The organism is Novosphingobium sp. SL115 (genome assembly GCF_026672515.1).
In the GTDB taxonomy this organism is placed as follows: Bacteria; Pseudomonadota; Alphaproteobacteria; order Sphingomonadales; family Sphingomonadaceae; genus Novosphingobium.
This window is the reverse complement of sequence record NZ_JAPPRG010000002.1, coordinates 1896731-1914903: the sequence shown is the minus strand read 5'-3', so window position 1 is coordinate 1914903 and position 18173 is coordinate 1896731. Positions and strand designations below refer to the sequence as shown.

The window sequence follows — 18173 nt, the reverse complement described above, 5'->3', positions numbered from 1 at the left end:
TGATGCGCCCCTGAAGATGAGCGCAAAGAATGTATCGGTGTTCTATGGTGACAAGCGGGCGATCGACGATGTCTCGATCGAAATCCCGCAGCGCTATGTCACCGCATTCATCGGCCCTTCGGGCTGCGGCAAATCCACGTTCCTGCGGTCATTGAACCGTATGAACGACACGATTGCCAATGCTCGCGTCGAAGGGGAAATCCTGCTGGACGGCGATGATATCTACCGTTCAGGCATGGATGTGGTGCAACTGCGCGCGCGCGTGGGCATGGTGTTCCAGAAGCCGAACCCCTTCCCCAAGTCGATCTATGAAAACATCGCCTATGGGCCGAAGATTCACGGCATTATCAGCAGCAAAAGCGAGCTGGACGGCATTGTCGAACAATCGCTGCGCCGGGCTGGCCTCTGGGACGAAGTAAAGGACCGGCTGGCCGATAGCGGCACCGCGCTTTCAGGCGGGCAGCAGCAGCGCCTGTGCATTGCCCGCGCCATTGCGGTCGACCCCGAAGTGATCCTGATGGACGAGCCGTGCTCGGCGCTTGACCCCATCGCCACTGCACGTATCGAGGAACTGATTGACGATCTGCGCGGGCGTTATGCCATCGTCATCGTCACCCACTCGATGCAACAGGCTGCGCGTGTTTCACAGCGCACCGCATTCTTCCACCTTGGCAAGATCGTCGAATACGGCAAGACTTCCGATATCTTCACCAACCCGCGCGAAGAACGGACCAAGGATTACATCACCGGGCGTTACGGGTAAGAGGGACAACATGGTGGCCGAACATACCGTCAAGGCATTCGACGAGGACATCACCCGGCTGCGCGGCCTTGTCGCGGAAATGGGCGGATTGGCCGAACTATCCGTTTCCGAAGCGATGGACGCGCTGGTGCGCGGCGATCACGAATTGGCAAAAGGTGTGATCGCCCGCGACAAGCGGATCGATCAGCTTGAAGCCGAAGTCGACAAACTGGCAATCCGCGTGCTCGCCCTGCGCGCGCCAATGGCGGATGATCTGCGCGAAGTGATCGCGGCGCTGAAAATCGCCGGCGTGATCGAACGCATTGGCGACTATGCCAAGAACATCGCCAAGCGCGTGGGCATCATCGAAGGCCGCAAGCGGTTCGAGCCGCTGACCCTGCTGCCCGCGATGAACGATCTGGCCGCCGAAATGGTTCATGACGTGCTGACCGCATTTGCCGCGCGCGATCCCGTTGCCGCTGCAGAAATCGTGGAACGCGACGCCAAGGTTGATGCCTTTTACGACTCGATCTTCCGCAATCTGGTGTCGTTCATGGTGGAAAATCCCGCCACTATCAGCAGTGCGGCACAGCTTCTATTTGTGGCGCGGAACATCGAACGTATTGGTGACCATGCCACCAACATTGCCGAAATGGTCCACTACGCCGCAACGGGCCTTAACCTGCCCGAACGTGAAGAAGTCATCCCGCCAGCGTAAATGTTGCAGCCGTCATACGGTGGTAACATTGGTCGTGCTTTGGCAAACTTACCGTCAAGGAGGTTAGTGTGCCTGCTCCAAAGCTACTGCTGGTAGAAGATGATACGGCGCTTGCCGAACTGGTCGAATATCGCTTTCGCGGCGAAGGCTACGATGTGCGGACGACCGACGATGGTGATGAAGCGCTCTTGCTCGCCGCCGAGGACGCGCCCGATCTGGTGTTGCTCGACTGGATGATCGGCGGCACCAGCGGCATCGAAGTGTGTCGTCGCCTGCGCCGGAACAAAGATACGGCTCATGTGCCGATCATCATGCTCACCGCCCGTTCGGATGAGGATGACCGCATTCGCGGGCTGGAAACCGGCGCTGACGATTACGTCACCAAACCGTTCTCGCCGCGTGAACTGATCGCCCGCGTCGGCGCAGTGTTGCGCCGGGTGCGGCCTGCACTGGCCGGCGAAACAATCACCGTTGGCGATCTGTCGCTTGACCCCACAGCGCACCGCGTCACCCGTCGCGGCGCGCCGATGAAGGTCGGTCCCACAGAGTTCCGCCTGCTCAAACATTTCATGGAACATCCCGGTCGCGTGTTTTCGCGCGGGCAGTTGCTGGATGCAGTGTGGGGCAGCGGCAGCGACATCGAACTGCGCACGGTGGACGTTCATATCCGCCGCCTGCGTCAGGCAATTGCCGTTCCCGGTGCCGCAGATCCGGTGCGGACGGTGCGGTCTGCCGGTTACGCGCTGGAAGGCGTATAAGGGTCGGGGCCTAACGGTCCATCCGCTCCAGAACGCGGTTATAATCAAACGCCCCGGCCTCACCCGAACACGGGCCGGGCCGGGCATAAACACAGTAGGTTTGCTCAAAATCCGGCTGTGCGGGCTGAATACAACCCTGCAAGCGATAGGGCGCAGGCACTTCAGCCGTCCACCATGTCGGCGCGATCAACACGTTGAAGCGACTGGCATTGGCCATGGCATTCTTAGCAGCCTGCGGCCCGGCCAGCATCAGCAATGGCACATCGCGGTTAATCAACGCACGCGAAAGAAACGGAATATCGCGCACGCGGAATGTGGCGATCCCGCACATGCCGGGCGTATGTGCGGAGCTATCGATAGTTGCCAGAGGCGCTTTGCCGACAGTCCAGTTGATCGCAAACGGGTGACGCAACGCGACAAATGCCGACGCGGCAACCCATGCCGCCAGAAGATATGTCACGGACACGCGGCGCAGCGTCCACCGGCGCGACATCCGGTCCATCAGATCGACCGAACCAATGGCGGCAAGCGTTATCATCAGCCCTGCTCCCAGCAGGATGAAGCGGTATTCCTTGTGCGCGATCAGCGAATGCGTGGCTATGACCGCAAGAGCCATCACCAGCAAAACCGGATAGCGCCGCGCCCCCAGCCACAGCGCCGGCAGCGCAGCCAGCGCCAGCACGTTCCATTGCCAGCCCAGCACAACGGCATACCAGTATGCCGGCTCCACGCCGAAGGCGTGGCTGCGATCTGCCACGACATTCGCGAACAGGTTGCGCCATATCCACGCCAGCGGCCATTCGCCCATCACCGCATTAGCCAGAACATCGCAGGCAATGCCGCCTGCAAATCCTGCTCCCAGCGGCAACCAGCCTGTCCGCCAGCAAGCCTTTATATTCAGGCCCGCAGCCCAGACCATGCCGATGCCAATGGCTGGCCCCAGCGGAAAACGCACCACAAAACCCAGACCGCACAGTAGCCCGGCCAGCAGGCCGACGGGCACCCGGCGCGTATCACGAAACCGCACCAGCAAGGCGGCGGCAGGAAGCAGCAGCGAAAGCGCAAGACTGTCGCTGGAGGTGCGCGGCGCGAAATAGGCAAATTCCACCCAAATCGCCGCAACAAAAGCAGAAACCAGCGCATGGCGGCGCGAAATGCGCGCTCCCAGCGACCAGCCTGCCCAGATCGTTCCCAGCGACAGCAGCGCAACCAGCCCCTGGGCAAGGCGCACATGCATCAGGCTGTCAGGCGAAATCGCATGCCCCAGCCACACCGGGCCTGCCAGCAATATCGGGATCAGCCAGCTACGAATGCCCGAACGGATGTCCCAGGTGCGGATCCAGTCACCCGTGACCATGCCATAGGCTGGTTCGATATACTGCCAGATTTCATCAGCGTGGTGATAAACGGTCAGGTTCAGGATAGCGAGCCGCAGCGCAAAACCCAGCAGCAAGCAGCCTGCCAGCCAGGGGTCGATGCCGTGATTGCGGTGCCCCGCCCCTGCCGCCATACTCTTCAATGTGACAGATAGGTCGTCAGATCGAGATCTGCGACCGTGATCCATCCGTTGAAATAATTGGCATAAAACAGACCAAACAGCACTGCGGCCAGCACCGTGGCGCGCAGAACGATGCGTCTGGGGACGAAATTGGCAGGGGCACTATCGGCCTGCCCGGCGATCTTGCCTTGCCCCATTTCGTCGTGCGTGCGCACACCAAACGGCAAAACCAGAAACGCCGACATGACCCAGAACAGTCCATAGATGGCAATGATCGACGTCAGCTTCATCGCGTATCAGCTTTCCCGCAGCAGCACCTGAACAACGGGCTTCTTGCCCGACCAGCGCTGGCCTGCGCGCCTTACCGCAAGGCGGACGGATTCAGCAACGGCAATACGATCCCGCTTGCGATCACCTTTCAGCTTGCGCACGGCCTCAGCGGCTTCAACCTTGGCCTCGGCGATGAAAGCTTCCATGTCTTCGTCCAGTGGAATGCCAATGGCACCAATATCTACATCGGATACCAGTTGCCCATCCATGCGCACCGCCAGCGCCACACAAATCAGCCCGCTGTTGGCCAGCTTGCGCCGCGCCGCTATGGCCTCTCCGTCAGCAGGGGCGATGATGTCGCCATCCAGAATAAGCCGTCCGGCCCGCTGTTCCGACAGTTTTTTAGGCCCATTGGGTGCAAGCCGGATCAGATCACCGTTCTTTTGCATGATGGCGCGCGGAATGCCTTCAGACAGCCCCAGCTGCGCCTGTTCGGCCATGTGGCGAATTTCGCCATGCACCGGCACCAGAATTTCCGGCTTCAGCCAGTCATACAAAGCCACAAGTTCAGGCCGCCCCGGATGACCCGAAACGTGGATCATCGATTGGCGATCGGTAACGATCCGCACGCCCTTCTCGACCAGCGAATTCTGCACCCGGCCAATCGCCAGTTCATTCCCCGGAATCTGTCGCGACGAAAACAGCACCACATCGCCCGCTTCAAGCCGGACAGGGTGTTGCTCTGCCGCGATGCGCCCCAGCGCCGCGCGCGGCTCGCCCTGCCCGCCGGTCGCCAGCACCAGCAGTTCACCGCGCGGAACATTCATCGCATCATCGATGTGAACGATGTCGGGCAGATCTTTCAGATAGCCGCATGACTGCGCCACGCGGATGATCCGATCAAGCGAACGTCCCGCCACGCACAGTTGCCGCCCAGTCGCTTCGGCCACTTCGCCCAGCGTTTGCAGCCGCGCCACGTTCGACGCAAAGGTGGTCACCACCACGCGCCGCCCCTTCTGCGCTTCCACCGCTTCCAGCAACCCTGCGCGCACCGCACCTTCGGACCCCGATGGCTTGGGATTGAACACGTTGGTGGAATCGCAGACCAGCGCTAGCACGCCTTCGTCTCCGATGGCGGTCAGCTCTTCTTCGGTTGCTGGCGTGCCAACGCGCGGTTCGTCATCCAGCTTCCAGTCGCCGGTATGGAACACCCGGCCATGTGGCGTGTCGATGACCAGCGCATTGCCTTCGGCAATCGAGTGCGCGAGCGGTACATAACGGATGCCGAACGGGCCAAGCTGAAACGGATCGAGATGGTCGATCACGTTCAGTTCGATCTCGTCCTCAATGCCCGCCTCGACCAGCTTTTCATGCACCAGTTTGGCGGTGAACGGCGTCGCGTACAGCGGCACGCCCAGTTCCTGCGCAAAGTAGGGGACTGCGCCGATGTGATCTTCATGGGCATGGGTCAGAACGATGCCGACCAGATCGTCGAGCCGCTCTTCAATGAATTCCAGATCGGCAAAGACCAGATCGATGCCGGGATAGTGCGGATCGGCAAAGGTCATGCCAAGATCCACCATCAGCCATTTGCCGTCACACCCATAAAGGTTGACGTTCATCCCGATTTCGCCAGATCCGCCCAGTGCGAGGAAAAGCAGTTCCTTGCCGGGCTTCACGATGTGGCCACCCGTTCTGCAAGAATCGCCAGACCATCCAGCGTAAGATCGGTATCGACATGGTCGAAAATGCTGGTGTGCTCATCAAACAGCACCGCCAGACCTCCGGTCGCCACGATCTTCGCCGGGCGGCCAATCTCGGCCCGCATACGCATTATCAAACCTTCCATCATCGAAACATAGCCCCAGAACACCCCGATCTGCATCTGGTCTTCGGTGTTCCGGCCAATCACACTGTTGTTACCTTGCGGCGGTGCGATGGCAATGCGCGGCAACTTGGCCGCCGCGCTCACCAATGCGTCAAGCGACAGGTTGATACCCGGCGCAATGATCCCGCCTTTGTAGGCACCATTGAAATCCACCACATCGAACGTGGTAGCGGTGCCAAAATCGACGACGATCAGATCGCCACGATATTTTGCATGGGCCGCGATCGTATTGACCGCCCTATCCGCGCCGAGCGAGCGAGGCTCATCCACATCTGCCTCAAAACCCCACTCCACGGGCGGCTGCCCGGCGATGAGCGGCTCCAGTCCGAAATACTTTTGCGCCAGAACTTGCAGGTTATGCAGCGCGCGCGGGACGACCGTGGAAATCAGGATCTGTTGCACCGCTTTGGCGTCAAACCCCTGAAGTTGCATCAATTGCAACAACCACACCGCATATTCGTCCGCGGTGCGGCGTGGATCGGTCGCCACACGCCAGCGCGATTTGATCGTGCGCCCTTCGAACAGGGCAAAGACAATATTGGTATTGCCGACGTCAACCGCGAGAAGCATGGGAACCCACCATATCTATGTCGCCAGCGTGGATGGCACGGACCGCGCCATCCGCCAAGCGCAGAAGGGCAACGCCGTTTTCGTCCACCCCGCCGAATGCGCCCATAATCACGCCCTGATCGCGGTCTTTCACCGATATCAACGTGCCAACCGGCAAGGCGCGTGAAAGCCATTGTTCGCGCAGCATGGGCCATTCACCCAGATGCCAGCGCGCCAGCACATCTGCAAAATTTGTGGCAAGTTGTGCGGCAAAGCGGTCGCGTTCCACAGGAAAGCCCAACTCGCTGAGCGCAACCGTGTTGCGCCCTTCTACGTCAGGCGCATGAGCCAGATTGAGGCCAACGCCAACAACAATGGCATTGGCTTGCCGCTCCAGCAGGATACCGGCCAGCTTGGCATCACCGATTAGCAAATCATTCGGCCACTTCAGCCGCGCATCACGCAGCGCAGGCGCCACAGTGCCAACCGCTTCATGCACAGCAAGACCCGCGACCAGCGCCAGAGTCTGCGGCAGGGGATCGGCGGCGCGCAACTGCACCACCGTCGATCCCATGAAGTTACCGAAACCATCGGACCACGGGCGGCCAGCCCTGCCCCGTCCAGCAGTCTGCCGGTCAGCGATCAGCCAGTCACCTTCACGAAGCGCTTCCCCTCCACCAAGCCGCGCCAGCAGCGCAGCATTGGTGGAGGCAATTTCAGCAACGATTTCGATCAAGTCAGGTAAGGTCCGTCAACCGACGGGGAACAATGCGGCAGCCGCATTGTCCGCCAGCGCACCAAGACACTTGGTCAGCAGGTAACCCAGAGGCGAAATCGCCAGCGTCGACAATACCAGCAGCACGGTATGCGAAAGCTCCCCTTCGCCCTTCACCTTGCCGGCCGCATCATCAAAATACATGACCTTGACGACCTTGAGGTAATAGAACGCACCGATCACCGAAGCTGCGATACCAATGGCCGCCAGTACGATCAAATCGGCCTGCACCGCAGCCTGGAACACCACGAACTTGCCCCAGAAACCGAACAGCGGCGGGATACCGGCGAGGCTGAACATTACCGAAGCCAGCGACAGCGCCAACCATGGACGAGTCTTGGAAAGGCCCGCAATGTCGGCAATCGCTTCAATCGGATCGCCGTTTTCATCGCGCAGCAACAGCACCGCGACAAAGCCCGCCACCGACATCGCAACATAGATCGCAAGGTAAACCAGCATAGCCGAAGCGCCAGCCTTAGTCGCGCTCGCCAAACCGATGAGCATGAAGCCGACGTTGTTGATCGACGAATAGGCCATCAGGCGCTTGATATTGCTCTGCCCGATGGCACCCAGCGCGCCGATGACGATCGACAGCAGGGACGCAAAGATCACCACCTGCTGCCACGCATGCGGCTGCGAACCGAACGCTTCAAGGCTGACCCGCATCAGAAGGCCGAGCGCCGCCACTTTGGGAGCCGTCGCAAAGAAGGCGGTCACCGGGGTCGGCGCACCTTCATAAACGTCAGGCGTCCACATGTGGAATGGTGCAGCGCTGATCTTGAAAGCAAGACCGGCCAGCACAAAGATGACACCGAACAGCGCACCCGTGGCCATCTGGCCGGTCAAGGCGGCCTGAATGCCGGCATAGGTGGTGGTGCCGGTAAAGCCGTAAGTCAGGCTCATCCCGAACAGCAGAATGCCCGAAGCGAGCGAACCCAGCACGAAGTACTTGAGGCCCGATTCCGCCGAACGGTCATCAGTGCGCAGGAACGCCGCCATGACGTAAGACGCAAGACTGTTGAGTTCGAGGCCGATGTAGAGCGTCAGCAGATCGCCTGCCGAAACCATCATGCCCATACCCAGCGCGGCAAACATGATCAGCAGCGGGAATTCCGCGCGCATCGCCTTGAACCTGTCAAAGAATGACGGCGCGACGATCAGCGTGACACCAGCGCCCGCATAGATCAGCAGTTTGGCAAATGCGGCAAAGGCATCGGCGCGATACTGACCACCGAAAGCTTCGGTTTCCGGCCCCATCGCCCCACCCCACAGCGCAGGTGCGACAAGGAAGGCGCAGGCGGTAAGCACAGCAACCGCGGCAATCGAGATCAGGCGCGAAGCCTTGTCACCACACCAAGCAGCAACGAGCAGCAGGATCAGCCCCGAAATCGAAATCAGCGTTTCGGGCGCGACCAGCAAGAGCGAACGGATGATATCCATCAGTGCGCCCCCTCATGCGCAGAACTTTCTTCGGTAGCATGACCTTCCGCGCCATGTGCGGCAGCGGCAGCCTTGGGATTGCCCGGCGTGACTTGCGCATCGCCCTTGGGCTTTGCTTGTGCAAGGCGCGCATCGAGCGCTGCAATATCGGCACGCATCGGCGCAATGAAGCTTTCAGGATAGACACCCATCCACAGCACCACCGCAGCCAGCGGCACCATCATCGCCCATTCGCGCTTGTCGAGATCAAGCATCGCGGCAGCATCGGCGTTCTTCTGTTCGCCATAGGCGACCCGGCGATAGAGGTAGAGCATGTAAGCCGCGCCAAGGATGATACCCGTGGTGCAAACCAGCGCAACCCAGCTCGACATTTCGTAAATGCCGATCAGCGACAGAAATTCGCCGACAAACCCGCTTGTGCCCGGCAGACCGATGGAAGCCATCGTGAACAGCAGGAAGAACACCGAATAATACGGCATGTTGATCGAAAGCCCGCCGTAACGGTCAATCTCGCGGGTATGCAGGCGGTCATAGATCACGCCGACGCAGAGGAACAGCGCGCCTGCAACAAGACCGTGGCTGAGCATCACGACCATCGAACCTTCAAGGCCCTGCTTGTTGAACGCGAATAGCCCGACCGTGACGATAGCCATGTGAGCCACCGACGAATAGGCGATCAGCTTCTTCATGTCGTGCTGCACCAGCGCGATCAGCGAGGTGATGACCACGGCCGCCATCGACATGGCAAAGACCAGCGGCGCAAACAGCGCCGAAGCTTCCGGGAACATCGGCAGCGAGAAGCGGATGAAGCCATAGCCGCCCATCTTAAGCAGCACACCGGCCAGAATGACGGAACCGCCGGTAGGTGCCTGAACGTGCGCGTCCGGCAGCCATGTGTGAACCGGCCACATCGGCATCTTCACCGCAAAGCTGGCAAAGAACGCAAGCCACAGCCAAGTCTGCGCCTGAACCGGGAAGTTGTAGGCCATCAGCGTCGGAATGTCGGTGGTGCCCGCTTCATTCACCATCCAGAACATCGCGATCAGCATCAGCACCGAGCCGAACAGCGTGTAGAGGAAGAACTTGTAGCTGGCATAGATGCGGTCAGCCCCGCCCCACACGCCGATGATGAGATACATCGGGATCAGGCCGGCTTCGAACATGATGTAGAACAGGAACAGATCCTGCGCCGCGAACACGCCGATCATCAGCGTTTCCATCAGCAGGAACGCCGCGTAATATTCGCCCTGACGCTTGTCGATCGATATCCAGCTAGCCCCGATGCACACCGGCATCAGGAACACCGTGAGGGCAATCAGCAGCAGCGCGATACCGTCAATGCCCAGCTTCCACGAGAAGCCTGCAAACAGCGCAGCGCTTTCCGTGAACTGCCACTGCGCCCCACCGATATCATAGTTCGCCCACAAAATCATGCCGAGCACGAAATCGACCAGCGTTGCGACAAGCGCGATGCTGCGTGCCTGTTCGCGCGGAACGACAAGGCAGGCCACGGCTGCTGCCAACGGCACCAGCAGCATCAGCGAAAGAATGGGAAACCCGTTCATTGTGCGATCACCCAGCTGATCGCGCCGACAAGTCCGACGAGCATGACCAGCGCATAGCTATAGAGATACCCCGACTGGAGCTTGGCGGCGGCGCGGCTGCCCTGGGCAACCACCCATGCGGCGCCGTTGGGGCCGAAACGGTCGATAATGCCCTGATCCATGACCTTCCAGAACACCCTGCCCAGCCACATCGCCGGAACGATGAAGACATAGTGGTAGAGTTCGTCGAAGTACCACTTGTTGAGCAGGAACTTATAGAGGAAGCCGAACTGGTCGACGAATGCCGCCGGGAACTTCGGATTGCGGATATAGGCATACCAGGCGATGAACAGGCCGGTGGCCATCACACCAAACGGTGCCCATTTCACCCACGTCGGCACTTCATGCATCGCATGGATCAGGTGTTCGCTGAACACCAGCGCGCCCTTCCAGAAATGCCCAGTGCCTTCGCTGACGAAAGCATGGTGGAACACGAAACCTGCCAAAACAGCACCCAGCGACAACACACCCAGCGGCACCAGCATGTTCAGCGGGCTTTCATGCGGATGATACCCCGCCGTACCGTCGCTGTGCTCATCATGGTGGCCGTGGTCGTCATGATGTGCGTGCGCATGGTCATCATGGCCATGGCCGTGCGCATCGTGAACCGCATGCTGAATGTGTTCCGACTGCTCCCAACGCGGCTTTCCGAAGAAGGTCAGGAAGATCAGGCGCCAGGAATAGAAGCTGGTCAGCAATGCCGCGAAGATACCGATGAAGAAGGCAAAATGCCCCAGTTCGGTGCCCTTTGCATAGGCCGCTTCAAGGATGGCATCCTTCGAATAGAAGCCTGCGAAGCCGAACACATCGACAATCCCGACACCGGTAATCGCAAGCGTGCCCATCATCATCGCCCAGTAAGTGAGCGGGATCTTCTTACGCAGGCCACCGTAATAGCGCATGTCCTGTTCATGGTGCATCGCATGGATCACCGACCCTGCACCGAGGAACAGCAGTGCCTTGAAGAAGGCGTGCGTGAAAAGGTGGAACATCGCCGCGCCATAGGCCGAAACGCCCGCAGCAAAGAACATGTAGCCCAGCTGCGAACAGGTCGAATAGGCGATCACGCGCTTGATGTCGGTCTGCGTCGTACCAACAGTTGCGGCAAAGATACAGGTCATCGCACCGATGAAGGTCACGAACGACAGCGCCGTAGGGCTGACTTCGAACATTGGCGACAGGCGGCAAACCATGAAGACGCCTGCGGTAACCATGGTCGCAGCGTGGATCAGCGCCGACACCGGGGTCGGGCCTTCCATCGCGTCTGGCAGCCAGGTGTGCAGGCCAAGCTGCGCCGACTTGCCCATGGCGCCCACGAACAGCAGCAGGCACAATACGGTCATCGTATCGAAACGATGCCCCAGGAACCCGATGGTCGAACCGGCCATGCCCGGCGCGGCTTCAAGGATCGCCGGGATCGACACGGTGCCGAACACCAGGAACGTGCCGAAAATGCCCATCATGAAGCCAAGGTCGCCCACGCGGTTGACCACGAATGCCTTCATCGCGGCGGCATTGGCCGAGGGCTTCCTGAACCAGAAGCCGATCAGCAGGTACGAGGCAAGACCCACGCCTTCCCAGCCGAAGAACATCTGGACGAGGTTATCGGCGGTCACCAGCATGAGCATGGCGAAAGTAAAGAGCGATAGGTAAGCAAAGAAGCGCGGCTGATCCGGCTCTTCGCTCATATACCCCCACGAATAGAGGTGAACGAGCGCCGAGACGCTGGTGATGACCACCAGCATGACTGCGGTCAGGGTGTCCACGCGCAAAGCCCACGCAAAGTCGAGATTGCCCGACTTCACCCAGTGCAGCACCGGAGTCACGCTCGCTTCGGCATGTCCGCCCAGAAACGAGAGGAAGATCGGCCATGACAGCGCGCACGAAATGAACAGCGCGCCCGTGGTGACGACCTTGGCCTGAACCGCGCCAAGCTTCTTGTTGCCAAGCCCGGCAATGATCGCTGCCAGAAGCGGCAGGAATACGATGATTGTGATGAAAGACATTGTGCCCCGCCTCAGCCTTTCATCCGGTTGACGTCGTCAACGGCAATGGTGCCGCGACCACGGAAATAGATGACCAGAATGGCAAGCCCGATGGCCGCTTCGCCTGCCGCAACCGTCAACACGAACATCGCGAACACTTGCCCCACAAGATCATGCAGGAACGCGCTGAACGCGACGAGGTTGAGGTTTACCGAAAGCAGGATCAGTTCGATCGCCATCAGAATGATAATCACGTTCTTCCGGTTGAGGAAGATGCCCAGCACGCCCAGCACGAACAGGATCGAGCTGACGACGAGATAGTGTTCGATGCCGATCATCAGAGCGACACTCCCTTGCCCGTTTCCGGCTGCATGTTGATCGTCGCGTCTTCCGGACGGCGCGCATTCTGCTTCGACACGTTCTGGCCGCGTACGCCAACACGCTGGCGATGGGTCAGCACGATGGCGCCAATCATGGCGACCAGCAGGACGATGCCCGCCGCTTCGAACAGGAACAGATAGCGGCTGTAAAGCAGCGCGCCGATCGCCTGAATGTTCGAAACATCGGCCACCTGCACCGCGGCACCGGCTGCCTTGCCCAGTTCGACGCCACCCGAACCATGGACGATCAGGCCCACGAACAGTTCGACGAACAGCACGACGGCCAGCGCCATGCCCAGCGGGAAATTCTTGACGAAGCCTGCGCGCAGTTCGGCAAAGTCGATGTCGAGCATCATGACGACGAACAGGAACAGCACCGCGACCGCGCCGACATAGACGATGACCAGCAACATCGCGATGAATTCAGCGCCCACCAGCACCATCAGGCCGGCGGCGTTGAAGAACGCGAGGATCAGCCACAGCACCGAATGCACCGGATTGCGGGCAAGGATCGTCACGGCGCCGCTGAAGATGCAGAGCGTGGCGAAGAGATAGAAGGCAAATACCTGAATCATTGGCGCGGCCCCCTAGCGATACGGCGCATCGGCTTCAAGGTTTGCGGCAATCGCTCGCTCCCACTTGTCGCCATTGGCCAGCAGCTTCGCCTTGTCATAAAGCAGTTCTTCGCGCGTTTCGGTCGCGTATTCGAAGTTCGGCCCTTCAACCACGGCATCGACCGGGCAAGCTTCCTGGCAAAAACCGCAGAAGATGCACTTGGTCATGTCGATGTCATAGCGCGTGGTGCGGCGGCTGCCGTCCTCACGCGGTTCGGCCTCGATCGTGATCGCCTGCGCTGGACACACCGCCTCGCACAGCTTGCACGCGATGCAGCGCTCTTCACCGTTGGGATAACGGCGCAGCGCATGTTCACCACGGAAACGCGGGGAGAGCGGGTTCTTCTCGAACGGGTAGTTGATCGTCGCCTTGGGCTTGAAGAGATACTTCAAGGTCAGCCAGTGCGCCTTCACGAACTCCCAAAGGGTAAAGCTCTTGATGAGCTGTCCGACGGTCATGCGAAGTGTCCGGTAGCCATGAGGTAGCCGCTGACGAGAACAACGAACAGCAGCGATACGGGCAGGAAGATTTTCCAGCCCAGGCGCATCAGTTGGTCATAGCGATAGCGCGGAACCGTCGCCTTCACCCAACTGAAGATAAAGAAGAAGAACAGAATCTTGAGCAGCAGCCATACGAAGCCCGGCACGAGGTAGAGCACCGGAATGTCAAGCGGCGGCAAGTATCCGCCCCAGAACAGCACGGCGTTCAGCGCGCACATCAGCAGCACGTTGGCATATTCGCCCAGCCAGTAGAGCGCGAAGCTCATCGACGAATATTCGGTCTGGTAACCCGCAACGAGTTCGGATTCCGCTTCGGTAAGGTCGAACGGCGCGCGCGCAGTTTCGGCCATGCCCGAAATCAGGAACATCACCCACATCGGAAACAGCAGCGGGTTCGCAACGAAGCCGTTGATGATCCAGACATGCCCTTGCTGCGCCTTGACAATGTCATTCAGATTGAATGACCCCGCCCACAGCACCACGCAGATCAAAATAAAGCCGATCGAGACTTCATACGAAATCATCTGCGCCGAAGCGCGCATTGCCGAAAAGAACGGGTATTTCGAGTTGGACGACCAACCCGCAATCACCACCCCGTAAACGCCCAGCGACGAGATCGCGAGCACGTAGAGCAGGCCGACGTTGATATCGGCCAGCACTGCGCCCGAATTGAACGGGATCACCGCCCAGGCCATCAGCGCGACGGTGAAGGTGATGATCGGCGCGATCAGGAACAGACCCTTGTTCGCGGCCGACGGAATGATGGTTTCCTGCAGGAACACCTTCAGACCATCCGCGAACGACTGCAACAGCCCCAGCGGCCCGACCACGTTCGGACCACGGCGCAACGCCATGGCCGCCCAGATCTTGCGGTCGGCATAAATAATCATCGCAACGCCCAGCATCAGCGGCAGCGCGATGAGCAGAATGCCAGCAATGGTGGAGATGCCCCAGGCCCACTCATAAGAGAGGCCCAGACCCATGAAGAACTCGGTCATTCCGCGGCCTCCGCGAAGTTTTCACCGTGGAGCAGTTCCGCCGAGCAGCGCTGCAGCGTGGGGCTGGAGCGGGCAATGGCGTTGGTCAGGTAGCGGTCCTTGATCGGATAACCCGCGATCACGCCTTCTGCCTTTGCGTCAGACGGAGCGGACGGCAGCGCGCCGTAATCAGCCAGGCCTTCAACGCCAAGCGCCGGAACTTCGGCAACCATCGCAGCGCGAAGCTGTTCAAAGCTGTCAAAGCCCACCGAAACGCCCAGCGCATCGGCCATCGCGCGCAGGATCGTCCAGTCCTCGCGGGCATCGCCGGGCGCGAACACGGCCTTTTCGGCATACTGCACGCGGCCTTCGGTGTTGACGTAAGTGCCGTCCTTCTCGCTGAAGGCAGCGGCGGGCAGGATCACGTCGGCAGCGTGTGCCGCCTTGTCACCATGATGGCCGATGTGGACGATCATGCTGTCAGCAAACTTGGTGAAGTCCACCTCGTCGGCGCCGAGCGAGATTACCATCTTCGGCTTGGCAGCCACGAGGTCGGCAATGCCGCCCTTCTGTGCGTAGCCCAGCATCAGCCCACCCATACGGGCAGCCGCCATGTGGACCACGTTGAAGCCGTTCCAGTCTTCACGGACCAGATTAAACCGTGCCGCAAACGCAAGGCCAGCTCCCAGACCGCCCATGGCCAACCCTGCACCGCCAACGATGATCGCAGGCTTGGCAGCCTTGGCGAACAGGTCGGTCACTTCGGCGGGAAGATTGCCAATCACGCCAGCATCGTCGCCAAGGAATGTCGCCGGGTAGGTCGGATCCCACTGCGGGCCGACGATGAAGACCTTTGCGCCCTTCTTTACCGCCTTGCGCAAGCGGGTGTTAAGCAACGGCGCTTCATCGCGCACCATCGAGCCAAGAATGAGGATCGCATCCGCATCTTCGATTCCGGCCAGCGTCGAATTGAAGTTGACCGCCGCCATGTTCGAGCAGTCATAGGCAAGGCCCGTCTGACGCCCTTCAAGCAGTGTTGAACCCAGCGCGCCAGCCAGCTTCTTGGCCGCGAACATGGTTTCGCAATCGACCAGATCGCCAGCGACAACCGCCACGGCCGAACCGGGGTTGATCTTCGCCACTGCGGCAAAAGCCTCGGCCCACGTGGCCGCAACCAGCTTGCCATCACGGCGCAGCCAAGGCTTGTCCAGACGGCGGCGGGTCAGGCCATCGACCATATAGCGTGCACGGTCAGACAGCCATTCCTCGTTCACGTCATCGTTGACGCGCGGCAGAATGCGCAGCACTTCGCGGCCACGGCTATCGAGGCGGATATTCGAACCGATCGCGTCCGACACATCGATCGACAGCGTCTTCTTAAGCTCCCACGGACGCGCTTCGAACGCATAAGGGGCGCTGGTCAGCGCGCCGACCGGGCAGAGGTCGATCACATTGGCCGACAGTTCGTGCGCCGCAGCCTTTTCCAGATAAGTGGAAATCTGCATGGTTTCGCCACGATATAGCGCGCCGATCTCGTCAACGCCCGCCACTTCTTCGCTAAAGCGAACGCAGCGCGTGCAGTGAATGCAGCGCGTCATCGTGGTCTTGATGAGCGGGCCCATGTACTTCTCGGTCACCGCGCGCTTATGCTCGTGATATCGCGAGGCACCTCGCCCATAGGCGACAGACTGGTCCTGAAGATCGCATTCGCCGCCCTGATCGCAAATCGGGCAGTCAAGCGGGTGGTTGATGAGGAGGAACTCCATCACCCCTTCGCGCGCCTTCTTGACCATCTCGGAATCCGTGCGGATTTCCTGCCCTTCAGTTGCGGGAAGCGCGCACGAAGCCTGCGGCTTGGGCGGCCCTGGTTTCACTTCGACAAGGCACATGCGGCAATTGCCCGCAATGCTCAGCCGCTCATGATAGCAGAAGCGCGGAATTTCCTTACCGGCCAGCTCGCACGCCTGCAGGACTGTCGCGCCTGCCGGAACTTCGAGTTCAACGCCGTCGACTTTGACTTTAGGCATTATTCTGCTGCCTCCCGCACGTTCTCGGCAATCCGGCGCTCAATCTCCGGGCGGAAGTGCTTGATAAGGCCCTGGATCGGCCATGCGGCCGCATCGCCCAGAGCGCAGATGGTGTGGCCTTCAACCTGTTTGGTCACATTGAACAGCATGTCGATTTCGCTGACGTCAGCATCACCGGTACGCAGGCGTTCCATCACGCGCCACATCCAGCCGGTGCCTTCACGGCACGGCGTGCACTGGCCGCAAGATTCGTGCTTGTAGAAGTACGACAGGCGGCTGATTGCGCGGACGATATCGGTGGACTTGTCCATGACGATGACCGCAGCGGTGCCAAGCCCCGAACCCAATGCACGCAGCCCGTCGAAGTCCATCGGCGCGTCCCAGATTTCCGCAGCCGGAACCAGCGGAACCGAAGAACCGCCGGGGATCACCGCCAGCAGGTTGTCCTTGCCGCCACGGATGCCGCCGCAGTGCTTCTCGATCAGCTCGCTGAACGGGATGCTCATCTCTTCTTCGACCACGCAGGGACGGTTGACGTGCCCGCTGATCTGGAAAAGCTTGGTGCCCTTGTTGTTTTCGCGCCCGAAGGAGGAGAACCACGAAGCCCCACGACGCAGGATGGTTGGCGCAACCGCGATCGATTCCACGTTGTTGACCGTGGTAGGGCAGCCATAGAGGCCCGCGCCTGCCGGGAACGGCGGCTTCAGACGGGGCTGGCCCTTCTTGCCTTCGATGCTTTCGATCATCGCGGTTTCTTCACCGCAGATATAAGCACCTGCGCCGCGATGGACGAAGACGTCGAAATCGTAGCCCGAACCGCTGGCGTTCTTGCCGATCAGCCCGGCGTCATAGGCCTCCTGCACGGCGGCAAACAGCGTTTCGGCTTCGCGGATATATTCGCCGCGAATGTAGATGTAGGCAGCGCGCGCACGCATCGCGTAGCCGGCAATCAGCGCGCCCTCGATCAGCTTGTGCGGATCGTGGCGGATGATTTCGCGGTCCTTGCACGAACCCGGCTCTGATTCGTCGGCGTTGATGACGAGGAAGCTAGGACGCCCGTCCTTGCTTTCCTTGGGCATGAACGACCATTTCATGCCGGTGGGGAAGCCCGCACCGCCACGGCCACGCAGGCCCGAAGCCTTGATTTCCTCAATGATCGCGTCTTGCCCGCGCTCCATCAGGGCCTTGGTATTGTCCCAATCGCCGCGCGCCTGCGCAGCTTTCAGGTTCCAGGGCTGGAAGCCGTAGACGTTGGTGAAGATGCGGTCTTTATCAGCGAGCATCACATCATCCCCTTGAGGACTGCGGCACCAGCCACGAAAGCCACAGTCGCCAAAGCTACCCTTTTGAGGGTTTTACCAATCACGGCCTTTGCCGCTGGCGTAAACTCAGGGTCACGATGCGACGTGTCACCAGTCCACGAAGTGCTGTCGAGCTTGTCAGCCAT

18 protein-coding genes are annotated in these 18173 nt (G+C 60.2%); 3 read left to right on the top strand and 15 right to left on the bottom strand.

What is annotated here, in order from left to right; translation table 11 throughout:
* Positions 1–16: 16 nt before the first annotated feature.
* The 3 genes from pstB to phoB all read left to right on the top strand — a co-directional run bounded on the left by pstB (position 17) and on the right by phoB (position 2218).
* Positions 17–763 carry a phosphate ABC transporter ATP-binding protein PstB gene (pstB, locus tag OVA07_RS10760; protein ID WP_268172681.1) on the top strand — a complete coding sequence of 249 codons (747 nt, stop codon included), beginning with the start codon at positions 17–19 and terminating at the stop codon, positions 761–763.
* Positions 764–773: 10 nt separating this feature from the next.
* A complete protein-coding gene (gene phoU, locus OVA07_RS10755; RefSeq protein ID WP_268171422.1) occupies positions 774–1460 on the top strand; it encodes a phosphate signaling complex protein PhoU in 687 nt (228 codons plus the stop codon).
* 68 nt (positions 1461–1528) lie between these two features.
* Complete coding sequence (gene phoB / locus OVA07_RS10750; protein ID WP_268171421.1) at positions 1529–2218, top strand: phosphate regulon transcriptional regulator PhoB; 690 nt, start codon at positions 1529–1531, stop codon at positions 2216–2218.
* Between the two features lie 10 nt (positions 2219–2228).
* Here phoB and OVA07_RS10745 read toward each other — a convergent pair whose 3' ends face one another.
* The 15 genes from OVA07_RS10745 to OVA07_RS10675 are packed head-to-tail and all read right to left on the bottom strand — an operon-like array spanning position 2229 to position 18173.
* On the bottom strand, positions 2229–3728 hold the full coding sequence (locus tag OVA07_RS10745; RefSeq protein ID WP_268171420.1) for a glycosyltransferase family 39 protein: 1500 nt from the start codon (positions 3726–3728) through the stop codon (positions 2229–2231).
* A gap of 5 nt (positions 3729–3733) precedes the next feature.
* Positions 3734–4006, bottom strand: a complete 273-nt coding sequence (locus OVA07_RS10740; protein ID WP_268171419.1) for a DUF1467 family protein — start codon at positions 4004–4006, stop codon at positions 3734–3736.
* Positions 4007–4012: 6 nt separating this feature from the next.
* Positions 4013–5665, bottom strand: coding sequence for a ribonuclease J (locus tag OVA07_RS10735; protein ID WP_268171418.1), 1653 nt, complete (start codon positions 5663–5665; stop codon positions 4013–4015).
* Positions 5662–6444, bottom strand: coding sequence for a type III pantothenate kinase (locus OVA07_RS10730; RefSeq protein ID WP_268171417.1), 783 nt, complete (start codon positions 6442–6444; stop codon positions 5662–5664). The genes OVA07_RS10735 and OVA07_RS10730 overlap by 4 nt, the downstream gene beginning before the upstream one ends.
* Positions 6428–7159, bottom strand: coding sequence for a biotin--[acetyl-CoA-carboxylase] ligase (locus OVA07_RS10725; protein ID WP_268171416.1), 732 nt, complete (start codon positions 7157–7159; stop codon positions 6428–6430). The genes OVA07_RS10730 and OVA07_RS10725 overlap by 17 nt, the downstream gene beginning before the upstream one ends.
* Before the next feature lie 15 nt (positions 7160–7174).
* Entirely contained in the window at positions 7175–8638 is a 1464-nt protein-coding gene (gene nuoN, locus OVA07_RS10720) for an NADH-quinone oxidoreductase subunit NuoN (protein WP_268171415.1), read from the bottom strand.
* A complete protein-coding gene (locus OVA07_RS10715; protein WP_268171414.1) occupies positions 8638–10203 on the bottom strand; it encodes an NADH-quinone oxidoreductase subunit M in 1566 nt (521 codons plus the stop codon). The genes nuoN and OVA07_RS10715 overlap by 1 nt, the downstream gene beginning before the upstream one ends.
* Positions 10200–12248, bottom strand: a complete 2049-nt coding sequence (gene nuoL, locus OVA07_RS10710) for an NADH-quinone oxidoreductase subunit L (RefSeq protein WP_268171413.1) — start codon at positions 12246–12248, stop codon at positions 10200–10202. Before nuoL ends, OVA07_RS10715 begins: the two co-directional genes overlap by 4 nt.
* Positions 12249–12259: 11 nt before the next feature.
* Positions 12260–12565, bottom strand: a complete 306-nt coding sequence (nuoK, locus tag OVA07_RS10705) for an NADH-quinone oxidoreductase subunit NuoK (protein ID WP_011445933.1) — start codon at positions 12563–12565, stop codon at positions 12260–12262.
* On the bottom strand, positions 12565–13182 hold the full coding sequence (locus OVA07_RS10700) for an NADH-quinone oxidoreductase subunit J (protein WP_268171412.1): 618 nt from the start codon (positions 13180–13182) through the stop codon (positions 12565–12567). The genes nuoK and OVA07_RS10700 overlap by 1 nt, the downstream gene beginning before the upstream one ends.
* Positions 13183–13194: 12 nt before the next feature.
* Complete coding sequence (nuoI, locus tag OVA07_RS10695) at positions 13195–13680, bottom strand: NADH-quinone oxidoreductase subunit NuoI (protein WP_268171411.1); 486 nt, start codon at positions 13678–13680, stop codon at positions 13195–13197.
* Positions 13677–14720, bottom strand: a complete 1044-nt coding sequence (gene nuoH, locus OVA07_RS10690; RefSeq protein WP_268171410.1) for an NADH-quinone oxidoreductase subunit NuoH — start codon at positions 14718–14720, stop codon at positions 13677–13679. Before nuoH ends, nuoI begins: the two co-directional genes overlap by 4 nt.
* Positions 14717–16726 (bottom strand): NADH-quinone oxidoreductase subunit NuoG, encoded by a 2010-nt coding sequence (gene nuoG, locus OVA07_RS10685; RefSeq protein WP_268171409.1) that lies wholly within the window; start codon positions 16724–16726, stop codon positions 14717–14719. Before nuoG ends, nuoH begins: the two co-directional genes overlap by 4 nt.
* Positions 16726–18009 (bottom strand): NADH-quinone oxidoreductase subunit NuoF, encoded by a 1284-nt coding sequence (gene nuoF, locus OVA07_RS10680; RefSeq protein ID WP_268171408.1) that lies wholly within the window; start codon positions 18007–18009, stop codon positions 16726–16728. Before nuoF ends, nuoG begins: the two co-directional genes overlap by 1 nt.
* Entirely contained in the window at positions 18009–18173 is a 165-nt protein-coding gene (locus tag OVA07_RS10675) for a hypothetical protein (RefSeq protein WP_268171407.1), read from the bottom strand. The genes nuoF and OVA07_RS10675 overlap by 1 nt, the downstream gene beginning before the upstream one ends.